Below are 13,791 nucleotides of genomic sequence, written 5' to 3'. Positions count from 1 at the left end.
GACAGCCATGCCCATTCCGGACTCCGTGCGTCTCGCCATGCCCGTCGAGGCTGTCGACATAGCCAGGCTCCAGCGGAAGGCCTGGTCCCGGCAACCCGGCATGGCAGCGGCGCTGGCGGCCATTCCCGCAGATCAGGCGGTACGCACCTGGCACGAGGCCATCGTCAAACCCCCACTTGCCCACTGCCGGGTGCTGGTGGCCCTCTCCCAGGGGCAGGTGGCGGGTTTCGTGGTGACCGGGCCGAGCAACGACCCGGATGCCGAGGTGAGCGACGGCATGGTCGCCGAGTTCATCACCGAGTCGGACGCGCTCGACGACCACGCCTCGCGCCTGGTGAACGCCGCGGTGGACACGCTGCGCGCCGACGGCTACGAGACCGCCACCTGGTGGGTCCGCAGCGACGACGACGCCCTGCGTGGTTTCCTGATCGAGTGCGGCTGGGTCGCGGACGGCGCCCACCGAAGCCTCGGGACCGAGGACGGGACGGAGGCCGTCAAACAGGTCAGGTTGATGACCCGGATCGCGGATCGGGGCACCGCCCCGGACGCCGGCTGATCCGCGGGCCCCGTTCAGAGACCGAGGATCGTTTCGATTCCCTCGGTCAGACCCGGGTGATCGACCACCCACCGCACTCCCGCCAGCACCCCCGGCATGAAACTGGCGCGGTCGAAACTGTCGTGCCGGATGGTGAGCGTCTCACCGTGGGCGCCGAGCAGCACCTCCTGGTGGGCGACGAGCCCCTGCAGCCGTACCCCGTGGATGTGGATGCCGTCGACCACGGCCCCGCGGGCCCCGGCGTCGTGCACCGTCGCGTCCGGGACCGGCCCCATGCCTGCGGCGGCCCGAGCGGCCGCGATCTTCCCGGCCGTGGTCGCGGAGGTTCCCGACGGGGCATCCGCCTTGTTCGGGTGGTGCAGTTCGACGATCTCGACGCTCGGATAGAACGGGGCCGCCTTCGCGGCGAACTGCATCATGAGAACCGCTCCGATGGAGAAATTCGAGGCGATCAACACCCCCACCCCCGGGTTGGACGCACACAGCTCCCGGACCCGCGCGAGTCTTTCCTCGTTGAACCCGGTGGTGCCGATCACCATGTTGATTCCCCGCGGAACCGACCATTCGATGTTGTCCATCACCGCATCGGGGTGGGTGAAGTCCACCGCCACGACCGCATCCCCGATCCGCTCCCGTGGCTCACCGAGATCCACTCCCCCGGTGATCTCCAGGTCGTCGGCGGCCATCACCGCGCGGCGCACCTCGCTGCCCATCTTCCCACCGATACCGAAAACACCGACCCCAAGAGTGCTCATCCTCAACTCCTTCTCGTCTCTTCCCCATCAGTTCTACCGGACCGGTGAAACCCGAAGGGGCCGACCCGCAGAACGGATCGGCCCCTCACCGGTTTCGCGGCTCAGGCCTCGTCGGCCTCAGCGCCCTCCTCGAGCACGGGAGTCAGGCTCAGCTTGCCTCGGTCGTCGATCTCGGAGATCTCCACCTGGAGCTTCTGCCCCACGGAGACCACGTCGTCGACGTCCTCGACACGTTTGCCGCCGGCCAGCGCACGCAGCTTGCTGATGTGCAGCAGGCCGTCCTTGCCGGGCAGCAGGGAGACGAAGGCACCGAAGGTGGTGGTTTTCACGACGGTGCCGATGAAACGTTCGCCCTTCTCCGGCATGTGTGGGTTGGCGATGGCGTTGATGGCGGAAACCGCGGCCTCCGAGGCCTCCCCGGTCTCGGCGCCGACGTAGATGGTGCCGTCGTCCTCGATGGTGATGTTGGCCCCGGTGTCGTCCTGGATCTGGTTGATGACCTTGCCCTTGGGGCCGATGACCTCACCGATCTTGTCGACGGGGATGCGCAGCGTGACGATTCGCGGAGCGTACGGGCTCATCTCGTCCGGGACATCGATGGCCTCGCCCATCACCTCGAGCAGGGTGTGCCTGGCCTCGCGGGCCTGCAGCAGCGCCTTCTGCAGCTCCACTGCGGGGATACCGTTCAGTTTGGTGTCGAGCTGGAGGGCCGTGACGAAATCACGGGTGCCCGCCACCTTGAAGTCCATGTCACCGAGGGCATCCTCGGCTCCCAGGATGTCGGTGAGCGCCACGTAGCGGGTCTCACCGTCGATCTCCTCGCTCATCAGCCCCATCGCGATGCCTGCGACGGGGGCCTTCAGCGGCACGCCCGCGTTCAGCAGGGCCAGGGTGGATGCGCACACCGAACCCATCGAGGTGGAGCCGTTGGATCCGATGGCCTCGGAGACCTGTCGGATCGCGTAGGGGAACTCCTCCCGGGTGGGCAGCACCGGAACGATCGCGCGTTCCGCGAGCGCCCCGTGGCCGATCTCGCGGCGCTTCGGGGAACCAACGCGCCCGGTTTCGCCGGTGGAGAAAGGCGGGAAGTTGTAGTTGTGCATGTACCGCTTGGTCGACTCCGGGGAGAGGGTGTCGATCTTCTGCTCCATGTCCAGCATGTTCAGGGTGGAGACCCCCAGGATCTGGGTCTCGCCCCGCTGGAACAGCGCCGAACCGTGGACGCGCGGGATCACCGCGACCTCGGCTGACAGGGTGCGGATGTCGCGCGTACCCCGGCCGTCGATGCGCACGCCCTCGGTGAGGGTGCGGTGACGGACGATCTTCTTGGTCAGCGACTTCAGGGCCGCCGTGATCTCGTTGCCGCGCCCCTCGAAACGCTCCGCGAGGGCCTCGGTGACGTCCTGGCGGATGGCGTGGGTGGCGTCGTCGCGGTCCTGTTTGCCCGGGATCCGCATCGCCTCGGAGATCCGCTCGGCGGCCAGTTCCTCGACGGCGGCGTAGACATCGTCCTCGTAGTCACGGAAGATGGGGAAGTCGAAGGTTTCCTTGGGCAGTTTCGCCTTCAGTTCGGACTGGGCGTCACACAGGGTCTTGATGAAGGGTTTCGCGGCCTCCAGACCCTGCCCGACGACCTCCTCGGTGGGGGCGGTCCTGCCGGAACGCACGTTCTCCCAGGTGGACTCGGTGCCGCCGGCCTCGACCATCATGATCGCGACATCCCCGTCGGGCAGGACACGCCCGGCGACCACCATCTGGAAGGACGCCTTGGCGACCTGCTCGACGGTCGGGAAACACACCCAGGTCTCGTCGATCAGGGCGACACGCACGCCGCCGATGGGACCGGAGAACGGCAGCCCGGCCAAGGTGGTGGCCATGGACGCGGCGTTGATCGCGGCCACGTCGTAGTAGTGGCTGGGGTTGAGGGAGAGGACGTTGACGATCACCTGCACCTCGTTGCGCAGCCCCTTCACGAAGGCCGGGCGCAGCGGACGGTCGATCAGCCGGGCGGCGAGGATGGCGCCCTCCCCGGGGCGTCCCTCACGACGGAAGAAGGAACCGGGGATGCGTCCCGCGGCGTACATCCGTTCCTCGATGTCAACGGTGAGCGGGAAGAAGTCGATGGCGTCCCGCGGGGTCTTCGCGGCGGTGGTGGCGGCCAGCAGCATGGTGTCGCCATCAAGGTAGACCGCGGCCGAGCCGTCCGCCTGCTGGGCGAGGATGCCGGATTCGAAGCGGATGGTGTGTCGACCGTATTTGCCGTTGTCGATGACGGCTTCGGAGAATTCGAGACCAGGTCCTTCCATGGACAATGCTGGCTCCTTTCGGTGGGTTGGCTGCCCGCAGGGCGCGGCTCACCGCCAGTACCACCGGTCTTCGATCGAGACCCGCGGGGCTGCAACTACCCGAAGGTCACTACCGAGGACCAGGTGAGACCCCCTGGCAGGCAGAAACTACGTTGTGGTGATTAAGTTTTGTTTGCGCCAATCCTACCGGCTGGGCTCCGGACAAGCGCGTAGGACAGCCCCGCGTGTGCGGGGCTGTCCTATGGTCAGATCGCGTGAATGACTACGCCGGTCAGCGGCGCAGACCGAGCCTCGCGATGAGTTCACGGTAGTGCTCGATGTCCCGTTGGGCAACGTAGTTGAGCAGACGGCGGCGCTGGCCGACCATCAGCATCAGGCCGCGACGGCTGTGGTGATCCCCCTTGTGGACCTTGAGGTGCTCGGTCAGGTGAGCGATCCGCTTGGTCAGCAGAGCGATCTGCACATCCGGCGAACCGGTGTCGCCCGGTTTCGTGGCGTATTCCTCGATGATCCTTGTCTTCTCGGCAGCATCCATGTCTGGACTCCTTCCGGTTCGCTGCACGGCGCCCCGGTGGCGGGTGCGGTTGGGGCTCTTGTTGATCCGTGGCCGATCGACGGCAACTGTGGGACCTTACCATCGGTTCCGCCGGGAAACCAAACCCGCCGGTTCCGGCATCAACTCCGCCGGGTGAGGATGCGGCGGCAGTTCTCAATGTCCTGGTTCATCTGGACGATCAAACCCTCGACGCCCTCGAAACGCACCTGCCCGCGCAGCCTCTCCACGAAGTCGACGTCGATCTGGACCCCGTACAGCTCCAGGTCGTTGCGGTCCAGCACGTGGGTCTCGACCCGCCGGTCCGCCCCCTCGAAGGTCGGGTTGGATCCCACGGAGATGGCTGCGGGCATCGGCTCTCCCCCGGCCGTTGTCAGCCACCCCGCGTAAACCCCGTCCGCAGGAACGACCAGTTCCGTGGGAACGACCAGATTCGCGGTCGGGAACCCGAGTTCACGTCCCCGCTGATCCCCCACCACCACGACACCGCTGAACCTGAAGTCGCGGCCCAGATGCTGTGCGGCCAGCCGCACATCACCGCGGTCCAGGGCCTCTCGGATGAGAGTGGAGCAGGTGGTCTGGGCGTTGATGGCCGACAGTTCGAGCGTCCGCACGTCGAAACGTCCCGCGGCCAGTTCCCTGAGGGTCCCGACATCCCCCGATGCGCGATGCCCGAAGCGGAAGTTCTCCCCAACCACCACCACCCGAGGGGCGAGCGGCACGACGAAACGCTCGACGAACTCGGCGGGGCTCATGGCCGCCACCTTCTTGTCGAAACGCACCACCCGCACCTCGCGGGCCCCCGCTTGTTTGAGCAGGTCGATCCGGGTGGGCAAGTCGCTCAACAGGCGTGGGGCGTGTTTCGGCGCCAGCACCGACAACGGATGGGGCCAGAAGGTGATGACCGCGAGTTCGCCATCACCCCGTTCGGCCTGCAGCACACACCGGTGCCCGAGATGGACTCCATCGAAATTACCTATGGCCACTACCTTGGTTCCGCTGTTCACGACGGACAAGGTTAGCCACGGGCAGCGCGGTGCGCATCCACCGGACGAGCGAGCACCCGGTACCGGCCCCGTAGCGGGCCCGGTACCGGGTGCTCGTGTTCCTGGTCGTCAGTCCTCTTCGAGGATCACGAACAGCTTCCGGGGGCCGTGAACGCCCTCCACTCGCGACAGTTCGATGTCGCTGGTCGCGGAGCCACCGCTGATCCAGGTGATGGGCCGTCCGGCCTGCACCGAGGCCTTGAGCCGGTGCACCGCCTCCGGCACGTCGGAGACGACGCTGTCGGCGGTGACCACGCACACGTGGCGGTCGGGCACCAGGGTCAGGGCGCGGCGTCCCTGGTCCTCGGCGTGATCCAGGCAGATGGTGCCCGTCTCGGCCATCGACACCCGCGATCCCGTGAGGACCGCGTCGATGGAGTTCAACTGCTGATGGCTGAGGTTTTCGTCACGAATCACCTCGAGACCACCGGCGGTAACCGCGTTCACCCAGGCCGTGGGAACCCCGTCGGGCACGACCACGGTCCGCGCGCCGAGTTCCTTCAGGGCGGCGACGATCGCCTCTCCGGTGGCGGTCGCCGGGGAGCGCACGATCTTGGCCTTGTAGTCGAGGATGTTCTCCACGAAGGTTTCGAGCACATCATCCAGCGGGGTGGGCTGGTTGTAGGCCCACGTGATGGGCACGTCCTTGGCCGGGTCCTTCTCCTGGATGTCCTCGGTTGCGGCCCGGACGCGGGCCAGAATGTCGTCGCGGGCGCTGCTCACTTGGAGGCCTCCTCTTTCTCTCGCTTGGCCCACCACTTCCGGAACGATTCCTTCGGTGGCACCGGCAGGTCACGGGACCGGCTCCAGGCGGATGCCGGGAACGGCATCGGACCGAAATGGGTGCGTTTCTTGAAGATCCGACCCGCCAGGCGGGAGAAGAACTGCACGAACGCGAGGTTGCGGCCGCGGGCCATGACCCAACCCACCAACTTGAAGATGACGGACTCGATGGTGGGACGGTGCGCGGTCTTCTTCTGCACCACCTTGTTGCGCATGTGCACCAGGATGTCCGAGATCGGGATCTTGACGGGACACACGTCGTTGCAGGCCCCGCAGAGGCTGGAGGCGTAGGGCAACGACTTGTCGACCTTCGACGCGACGCCCCGCAGCTGTGGGGTCAGGATGGCGCCGATCGGCCCGGGGTAGACGGAACCGTAGGTGTGGCCACCGACCCGCTCGTAGACGGGACACACGTTCATGCAGGCGGAGCAGCGGATGCAGCGCAGCGCCTCGCGACCTACCGGGTCGGACAGCACCTTGGAGCGCCCGTTGTCCAAGAGGACGACGTGCAGGTCCTGGGGTCCGTCACCGGGGGTGACACCAGTCCAGATGGAGGTGTACGGGTTCATCCGCTCCCCCGTGGAGCTTCGGGGCAGCAACCGCAGGAAAACCTCGAGATCCTCCCAGGTGGGCACCAGCTTCTCGATGCCGACCACGGAGATGAGGGTCTCGGGCAGGGTCAGGCACATGCGCCCGTTGCCCTCGGACTCGACGATCACGAGGGAACCGGTTTCCGCGACGATGAAGTTGCCTCCGGAGACCGCCACCTTGGCGCGCAGGAACTTCTCGCGCAGGTGGACACGGGCCGCACCGGCGAGCTCCGGCGGGTTGTCGCTGATGCCGTCGGGAGCGGGAGCACCCCACAGCCCCATCTCCTCCTTGAAGATCTCCCGGACCTCCGAGCGGTTCCGGTGGATGGCGGGAACGAGGATGTGGGAGGGACGGTCGTGACCGAGCTGGACGATGAGCTCGGCGAGGTCGGTCTCCCACGCCGCGATCCCGGCGTCCTCGAGGGCCTCGTTGAGGTCAATCTCCTGGGTGGCCATCGACTTGATCTTCACGACCTCGTTGGTGCCCTTGGAACGGGCGAGGTCGATCACGATCTTGTTGGCCTCCTCGGCGTTCCGGGCCCAGTGGACGGTGATCCCGGCGGCGGTCATGGCCTTCTCGGCCTGGATGAGGTACTGGTCCAGGTGCCGCCCGAGACGATTCTTGATCTGTTCACCAGCGACCCGCAGTTCCTCCCAGTTCCTCACCTCGGAGGCCCGGATGGCCCGCTTGCTGCGGATCACGGTGGTGGCGTGCTTGAGGTTCCGGCGAAGCTGCTGATTGTGCAAGGCTCCCTTGGCCGCCTTGGGGAAGGCGGGCATCCCGAGGTAGGTACCTGTGGGGGGGGCCGGGGTCAGGCGTTCACGTGTGGCGGTCATGCTGCGGCCTCCTCGGTGTGGGCCAGGATCTCGGCCAGGTGGATGGTTTTCACGCCCATGTTCATGCGGTGCATGATTCCGCCGATGTGCATCAGGCAGGCGTTGTCGCCGGTGACGAGATACTCGGCCCCGGTCGACATCACGTTGCGTGCCTTGTCGGCCCCCATCGCCACGGAAACGTCGGAGTTCTTGACGCAGAAAGTACCGCCGAAACCGCAGCACTGGTCGGAGTCGGGCAACGGCACCAGGTCGATGCCCCGCACGGCTTTCAGCAGCTTGTAGGGCCGGTCGCCCACGTGCGCGACACGCACGGAGTGGCAGGTGGGGTGGTAGGTGACGCGATGCGGGAAGTAGGCCCCGACATCCGTCAGCCCCAGCACGTCGACGAGGAACTCGGTGAAATCGTAGGTGCGTTTCACCAGTTTCTCGGAAGCCGCCTTGAGGCCCTTGTCCCCGACGTGTTCGGCCAGCATCGGGTGCTGGTGCCGTACCGCGCCGATGCAGGACCCGGAGGGGCCGACGATGTAGTCGTAGTCCTCGAAGGCCCGCACGTAGCTCTTGACGGTCGGCACGGCCTCCTTGAAGTATCCGGTGTTGGTCAGCATCTGGCCGCAGCAGGTCTGTTCCTTGGGGAACACCACCTTGCAGCCCAGTCGTTCCAGCACCTTGACCACCGCGATGGGGGTGCCGGGGAACATGGTGTCGTTTATGCAGGTGGCGAACAACGCCACCGTCTTACCCGTTCCGGGTGCCATATCTCTCTCCTTAAAACAGATGAGGCATTCCTGTGGTTGGCCGACCCTGCCACCGGGTCGGCCAACCGTGATTCAATTGTCGGTTCTCAGCCCAGCATCGGCGAAACCAGCCAGCTCAGCACCGGGGTGGACATCAGGCCTGCGAGCAGGCAGAGCAGGAACAGCAGGATGAAGCTCCAGGCGATGATCCGGCGCAGGATGGCCGATTCGCTTCCCGCCAGGCCGATGGCGCTCGAGGCGATGGCCAGGGACTGGGGCGAGATCATCTTGCCCACGACACCGCCGGCGGCATTGGAGCCGACCAGCAGCTGCCGCATGCCGTCCACACCGAGGGCGGAGGCTTCTCCGATCTGCTGGCCGACGTTCGACTGGAGCCCGGAGAAGAGAATGTTGGCGGAGGTGTCCGAACCGGTCACGTAGGTGCCGATCCAGCCGAGCACCGGAGCCAGGAATGGGTAGATGGCGCCGGCTCCGGCGATGAACATGCCGAGCGCGAGAGTCTGACCGGAGTCGCCCATGACGTAGGCCAGGGCGACCACAGCCCCAATGGTGAGCATGGCGAACTTCATCTTCTTGACGTTGACCCACAGCTCCTTGAAGGCGTCCTTCATGGAGACCTTGTAGACAAGGGCGGTCAGGATGGCGACCAGCGCCAGCAGGATACCCGGGGTGGATGCCCACGGGAAGGCGAAGGTCTGGTGGGAGGCAGGCGCGCCGGAAGCGCTCAGCATCTCGGACAGTCCGGGCCACCGGAACCTGGCCCAACCGGCCTTGCCACTGCCGTCGAGGGAGACGAAGAAATCCTTCACCGCCGGTATGGCGGCGATCCCGAAGACCACGATGACCATCAGATAGGGCACGAGGGCCATGAAAATCTTGTTACCGGTGAGGTTGGAGGTATCGGCGGCCTCCGCCTTGGCGGTCTCGGTCTCGAGTTCGGGATCGACCGGGCGGCCGATGCGGGACACGATCTCAGCGTCACCCTTGGGTTTCCAGATCCGGGTGAAGGCGATGGCCACCGCGACGCTGACCAGAGCGGCGATGAGTTCGGTCAAGGTGTACAGCGGGGTGGCGGAGACGATCCACTTGACGATCCCGAAGGTCACGCCCACCACCAGTCCGAAGGGCCAGCACTCCTTGATCCCCTTCTTGCCGTCCATGACCGCGAGGAGCAGGAAGGGCACCACGAGGCACAGAATGGCGGTCAGCCGCCCCGTGGTTGGGGAGATGGAGAGCACGTTCTCAAATCCGCCCACCGCTGCAGCCTGGATGACGGGCAGCCCGACCGCGCCGAAGGCCACGGGAACGGTGTTGGCAAGCAGGGCGATGAGTGCAGCGCGAATCGGTGAGAAACCGACGGCAACCAGCATGGCGGCCGCGATGGCGACCGGGGCCCCGAAGCCGGCGAGGGCCTCGAGAAGGCCGCCGAAGCAGAAGGCGATCAGCAGGCCGAGCACGCGCGGATCGTCGCTGATCAGGAAGAAAGTGTTGCGCAGGTCCTCGAACCGACCCGAGATCACCGTCACCTGGTACATCCAGATGGCCATCAACAGGATCCACACGATCGGGAACAAGCCGTAGATGAATCCCTGGAAGCTCGACGAAACGGCCATCGTGACGGGCATCTTGAACGCCAGGATGGCCACTACGAAGGCCAAGGCCCAGGACACGGCCCCGGCGATGTGTGCCTTCCAGCGCAACGCTCCGAGGGTGACGAGCATGCACACGATGGGGATGACGGCCACCAGGGCCGAGAGCCACTGCGACCCGAGTGGATCAGCAGAAGGCTGAAATACCTCTAGGAGGGATGACATGTCGGGAACTCCATCGTCCAGTTTTCTGGGCCCGGGCGGGCCCGTGGTTGGTCCGACCATAGCACATTGTCGCGACGGGGTGTCCAGCCATTTTCGACCCGTTTTCAGGGGGTAAATCCCCTCCGAGAAGTAGCGCTTCCGGTGTCCCTCAGGGCAGCCGCGCGAACACCACCACGTCGTCGAACCAGCGGAAGATGTGGGTGGTCTCGACGAACCCGGCGGCCCGGAGTGCGCTCAGGTGGAACTCCAGACTGACTTTCACGGTCGGGGACTTGTCGGACCAGCGTTCCTCCCATTCCTTCGCCTCGGCCTCCCAGCCCGGCACGGAACGAGCCGCCTCCCACCAGGCCTCCCAGGTCATGGCCCCGGAGTCGATGGCGGCCAGGCGGAACCTCTCCCGCTGTTCCTCCGCAACCCCCTTCACGAATGACTCCGCGGCCCCGTCGAAGTAGAGATGATCGGCGTTCAGGAACACCGCGCCCGGGTTCAGCACCTGCGGCAGGGCCACGTACAGCCCCGCCAGCTTGTCTGGGCTGAGCCAGTGCAGGGCCGTCGCGCTGACCACGGCATCGAAACGTTCCCGGCCCACCTCGTGGATCCAGCCCGGATCGGCCAGGTCGAGGTCGAGAAGTCTCATCCGTTCGCCGTGCCGGTTGGTCTCCCGCCCCAGACGCAGCAGGATCGGATCGCGGTCGAGGCCAACCACCTCGGCGTCGGGGAAACGATCGGCCACGGCGTCGCAGAGGGAACCGGGACCGCATCCCAGGTCCAGGACCCGCAGGGGCCGGTCCTCGGGGTGGGCCGCCGCCAGCATCTCCAGCATCGCTTTGACACGCTGGTCACGGAACTCTATGAAGGCGGTCTGCTGGATGTGCCAGGCGGCAAGCAGTTCCTCCGGGGTCATGCATTCTCCTTCGGTTCGGTTTCGGGGCTGAAGATCAGGTGGGGCAGTTCCTCGTGCTCGAGGCGGTGCACCCGCAGGTGGTAGATGGGTTCCAGGACCTCGGGGGTCAGGACCTCTTCCGGGGTGCCGCTGGCAACGACCTTCCCGTCATTGATCACGAGCAGCCGGGTGCAGAACCGCGCCGCCAGGTTCAGATCGTGCAACACCATCACGACCGCGCAACCGAGTTCCGTAACCAGCCCCAGCAGGGAGAACTGGTGGTGCAGGTCGAGATGGTTCGTCGGTTCGTCCAGCAGCAGGTGACTGGCCCGCTGGGCGATGGCCCGGGCCACCAGCACCCGCTGGCGTTCGCCGCCGGAGAGCTGTGTGATGAGCCGGTCGGCCAGGTGACTGGCCTCCACCTGTTCGAGGGCCTCGTTTATGATCACCCGATCGGAGGCGTCTCCATACGCCAAGAGGGTGCGGCTGGCGAGCCGGCCGAGACCGACTGCGTCACGGACCTTGAGAGGCAGGGCCGTTTCGGTGTCCTGCGCGACCACGGCTATCCGGCGCGCGATTTCCCTACGTGGGAGCCGGGAGAGGTCGTCCCCGTCAATCACGACGGTGCCCCCGCTGGCGCGGAGGGCCCGGTTCAGGGCAAGAAGGAGAGTAGTCTTCCCCGAACCGTTCGGGCCCACCACCCCGACGACCTCACCCGGCTCAGCGGTCAGGTGGGCCCCCGCGAGCACCACCCGGCCGCCACGGGCCACGCTGAGCTGATCGGCTTGAATCACTTGTTCGCCGTTTTCTTCGCCAGCGTGGCAGCGCCCTCGACAGAGAGCACGTTCGGTGGATCCGTCAGCACGAACGGGATCACGACGAGATGGTCATTGATCACCGCCTTGAGTTGTTCCGCCCCGCTGAAGGATTTGAAGGTCTGGATCGTCTCCTCGTCGCTGGCACCCGACGAGAGCAGCACGATCCAATCGGGGTTGCGGGCCAGGAGGTCCTCCATTGAGCCGTCGAACACCCTGGTGGTGTTGTCGCCGTAGACATTGGTGAGGCCGTTCGCGTCGAGGATGGGCTGGCTCATCGACGAGCTTCCGTAGGCGCTGAACCGGGTGGATCCCGCGGTGATGTAGAGAGCCGCTCCCGTTCCCCGGCCCGAGGGCGCATCGGCTTTCAGTTTGGCGGTCTTCGCGTGGATTTCGGCGATGACGGCGTTCGCCTTGTCCTCGACCCCGAAGATCTTGGCCAGGTTGTTGATCTCGTTGTCGATCAGCTCCCAGGACGCCTTCTCGACGGAGTACTTGGGGCAGTAGGCCTCGGGAGAGTAGAGCTGGACCCCGGCCTTGGCCACCTGCTCCCGTTCGACTCCCTTGTCGTAGCCGATCACCAGATCCACGTGCGAGTTCAGGATCGTCTCGGTCGCGATCTTCACCCCACCGGTGTCGGTCTTGCCCGCTTCCACCGATTCGATGGCGTCGTGCTTGGCCTGGAGTTCCGGGGCAGCCGATCCGAAATGAGCGTTCCCCGCCCGCAGATTGATCTTGTCCATCAGTCCGAGGGCGTCCATGTTCGACACACTGGTGTCCCCGAGAACGAGCACCCTCGACGGCGGCGCGTCGAAGTGTAGCGTCTGCCCGCAGCTGACGATGTCGACGGGATAGTTACCGCCTCCGGACGCAGCGGCGCTGTTGCTGGCGCTCTGGGCGGCGCGTTCGGCCGCGGAGGTGCCGCAGGCGGTCAGCAGGAGGGCTGCGGCGCCCGCAAGAGCGATGATTCGTCTCATGGCTTCCCTTTCAGGACTGTGCATTTGGTTGTTTACCCCCTGGGTGCGGCCGGATTCCCCATCCATCCGGCCGCAACAATTTGTCTCGCCCGACCCGGATCAACTGCCCGCGATCTCCTGGGACAGCTGGGTGGCTCCCTTGACGGAAAGGGTGGTCGGTGGGTCGGTCAGCGAGAACGGCAACACCACCACCTGGTTGTTCGTCACCGCCTTGAGCCGATCGGCGCCGTTGAAACCCTTGAACGCCTCCAGGGTCTGCTCCTTCGTCGCTTCGAGGGAGAGCAGCACGATCCAGTCGGGATTCCGCTTCAGGATGTCCTCCATGGAACCGTCGAAGACGCGGGTGGTGTTGTCCTCGTACGAGTTCTTCAACCCGTTTGCCTCGAAGATCGGCTGGACCATCGAGGAGGTTCCGTAGGCGTAGAAGTTGCTCTGCCCAGGGGTGATGTAGAGCGCGATCCCGGTGGCGCCGGCGGCCTTGCCCTTCGCATCTAGGGCATCGACATCCGCCTTGCGCTTCTCGATCACGGATGCGGCCTTGTCCTGGACACCGAAAATCGAGGCGAGGTTGTTGACCTCGGTGTCGATGAGATCCCAGGTGGCGTGTTTGACCGAGTAGTTGGGGCAGAAGGCCGCCGGTGAGTACAACTGCACCCCGGCCTTCTTCAACGCCTCCCGGTCAACCCCCTCCTCATAGCCGATCACCAGGTCGACCTTGTTCTCCAGGACGACCTCGGTGGAGACCTTGACGCCACCGGTTTCGATCTCGCTGGAGGCGACCGCCTGAATTGCGTTGTACCTGGCCTGCAGTTCCTCCTGACCGGTGCCGAAATTCTTGTCCCCGGCCCGCAGGGACAGCTTGTCCACCACTCCGAGGGCGTCGAGGTTCGGCAGGCCGGTGCCGTTGAGGATCAGGACCTTCTTCGGCGCGGCGTCGAAACGAAGCTTCTCTCCGCAGCTGTCCACCTCGGTGGGGAAACCGCCCTGCTGGGCGGCGCCCGGGGACGTCGTGGCAGAAGCACTGGCGCTCTGGGAGGCCCGTTCGGCTGCGGAGGTGCCGCAGGCGGTCAGAGCGAGGGCCATCGCGGCGATTGGAACAAGAAGTTTCTTCATGAATTCCT

Annotated in this window: 13 protein-coding genes; 1 reads left to right on the top strand and 12 read right to left on the bottom strand. The window is 65.8% G+C overall.

Annotated elements, in window-relative coordinates; translation table 11 throughout:
- Positions 1–7: 7 nt before the first annotated feature.
- Positions 8–556 carry a GNAT family N-acetyltransferase gene (locus ACO6D6_RS01765; RefSeq protein WP_484782749.1) on the top strand — a complete coding sequence of 183 codons (549 nt, stop codon included), beginning with the start codon at positions 8–10 and terminating at the stop codon, positions 554–556.
- Positions 557–570: 14 nt separating this feature from the next.
- Here ACO6D6_RS01765 and dapB read toward each other — a convergent pair whose 3' ends face one another.
- From dapB to ACO6D6_RS01705, 12 genes are all read right to left on the bottom strand, one after another.
- Positions 571–1,311 (bottom strand): 4-hydroxy-tetrahydrodipicolinate reductase, encoded by a 741-nt coding sequence (dapB, locus tag ACO6D6_RS01760; RefSeq protein WP_484782747.1) that lies wholly within the window; start codon positions 1,309–1,311, stop codon positions 571–573.
- A gap of 101 nt (positions 1,312–1,412) precedes the next feature.
- Entirely contained in the window at positions 1,413–3,617 is a 2,205-nt protein-coding gene (locus ACO6D6_RS01755; RefSeq protein WP_484782746.1) for a polyribonucleotide nucleotidyltransferase, read from the bottom strand.
- Positions 3,618–3,888: 271 nt separating this feature from the next.
- A complete protein-coding gene (rpsO, locus tag ACO6D6_RS01750; RefSeq protein ID WP_484782745.1) occupies positions 3,889–4,152 on the bottom strand; it encodes a 30S ribosomal protein S15 in 264 nt (87 codons plus the stop codon).
- A gap of 140 nt (positions 4,153–4,292) precedes the next feature.
- A complete protein-coding gene (locus tag ACO6D6_RS01745) occupies positions 4,293–5,177 on the bottom strand; it encodes a bifunctional riboflavin kinase/FAD synthetase (RefSeq protein WP_484782743.1) in 885 nt (294 codons plus the stop codon).
- Positions 5,178–5,285: 108 nt separating this feature from the next.
- Positions 5,286–5,939 (bottom strand): LutC/YkgG family protein, encoded by a 654-nt coding sequence (locus ACO6D6_RS01740; RefSeq protein WP_484782742.1) that lies wholly within the window; start codon positions 5,937–5,939, stop codon positions 5,286–5,288.
- Positions 5,936–7,426, bottom strand: a complete 1,491-nt coding sequence (locus ACO6D6_RS01735; protein ID WP_484782741.1) for a LutB/LldF family L-lactate oxidation iron-sulfur protein — start codon at positions 7,424–7,426, stop codon at positions 5,936–5,938. The genes ACO6D6_RS01740 and ACO6D6_RS01735 overlap by 4 nt, the downstream gene beginning before the upstream one ends.
- Positions 7,423–8,181, bottom strand: coding sequence for a (Fe-S)-binding protein (locus tag ACO6D6_RS01730; RefSeq protein ID WP_484782740.1), 759 nt, complete (start codon positions 8,179–8,181; stop codon positions 7,423–7,425). Before ACO6D6_RS01730 ends, ACO6D6_RS01735 begins: the two co-directional genes overlap by 4 nt.
- Positions 8,182–8,267: 86 nt before the next feature.
- The gene (locus ACO6D6_RS01725; protein WP_484782739.1) at positions 8,268–9,995 is read right to left on the bottom strand and encodes an L-lactate permease; all 1,728 of its coding nucleotides are present in this window, start codon (positions 9,993–9,995) and stop codon (positions 8,268–8,270) included.
- Between the two features lie 148 nt (positions 9,996–10,143).
- Positions 10,144–10,899, bottom strand: a complete 756-nt coding sequence (locus tag ACO6D6_RS01720) for a class I SAM-dependent methyltransferase (RefSeq protein WP_484782737.1) — start codon at positions 10,897–10,899, stop codon at positions 10,144–10,146.
- On the bottom strand, positions 10,896–11,672 hold the full coding sequence (locus ACO6D6_RS01715) for an ABC transporter ATP-binding protein (protein ID WP_484782735.1): 777 nt from the start codon (positions 11,670–11,672) through the stop codon (positions 10,896–10,898). The genes ACO6D6_RS01720 and ACO6D6_RS01715 overlap by 4 nt, the downstream gene beginning before the upstream one ends.
- Entirely contained in the window at positions 11,669–12,670 is a 1,002-nt protein-coding gene (locus ACO6D6_RS01710; RefSeq protein ID WP_484782733.1) for an ABC transporter substrate-binding protein, read from the bottom strand. Before ACO6D6_RS01710 ends, ACO6D6_RS01715 begins: the two co-directional genes overlap by 4 nt.
- A gap of 99 nt (positions 12,671–12,769) precedes the next feature.
- On the bottom strand, positions 12,770–13,783 hold the full coding sequence (locus ACO6D6_RS01705; RefSeq protein ID WP_484782732.1) for an ABC transporter substrate-binding protein: 1,014 nt from the start codon (positions 13,781–13,783) through the stop codon (positions 12,770–12,772).
- Between the last annotated feature and the right edge of the window lie 8 nt (positions 13,784–13,791).

The sequence above is a fragment of the Arachnia sp. genome, from assembly GCF_057238465.1.
Note: the sequence above shows the minus strand (reverse complement) of the source record. Positions and strands in the feature narration are given on the sequence as shown.

Coding starts and splice junctions, on each gene's coding strand:
- ACO6D6_RS01710 (WP_484782733.1), bottom strand. CDS start 12,670: ATGAGACGAATCATCGCTCTTGCGGGCGCCGCAGCCCTCCTGCTGACC.
- ACO6D6_RS01705 (WP_484782732.1), bottom strand. CDS start 13,783: ATGAAGAAACTTCTTGTTCCAATCGCCGCGATGGCCCTCGCTCTGACC.
- ACO6D6_RS01755 (WP_484782746.1), bottom strand. CDS start 3,617: ATGGAAGGACCTGGTCTCGAATTCTCCGAAGCCGTCATCGACAACGGC.
- ACO6D6_RS01735 (WP_484782741.1), bottom strand. CDS start 7,426: ATGACCGCCACACGTGAACGCCTGACCCCGGCCCCCCCCACAGGTACC.
- ACO6D6_RS01720 (WP_484782737.1), bottom strand. CDS start 10,899: ATGACCCCGGAGGAACTGCTTGCCGCCTGGCACATCCAGCAGACCGCC.
- ACO6D6_RS01725 (WP_484782739.1), bottom strand. CDS start 9,995: ATGTCATCCCTCCTAGAGGTATTTCAGCCTTCTGCTGATCCACTCGGG.
- dapB (WP_484782747.1), bottom strand. CDS start 1,311: ATGAGCACTCTTGGGGTCGGTGTTTTCGGTATCGGTGGGAAGATGGGC.
- ACO6D6_RS01765 (WP_484782749.1), top strand. CDS start 8: ATGCCCATTCCGGACTCCGTGCGTCTCGCCATGCCCGTCGAGGCTGTC.
- ACO6D6_RS01730 (WP_484782740.1), bottom strand. CDS start 8,181: ATGGCACCCGGAACGGGTAAGACGGTGGCGTTGTTCGCCACCTGCATA.
- rpsO (WP_484782745.1), bottom strand. CDS start 4,152: ATGGATGCTGCCGAGAAGACAAGGATCATCGAGGAATACGCCACGAAA.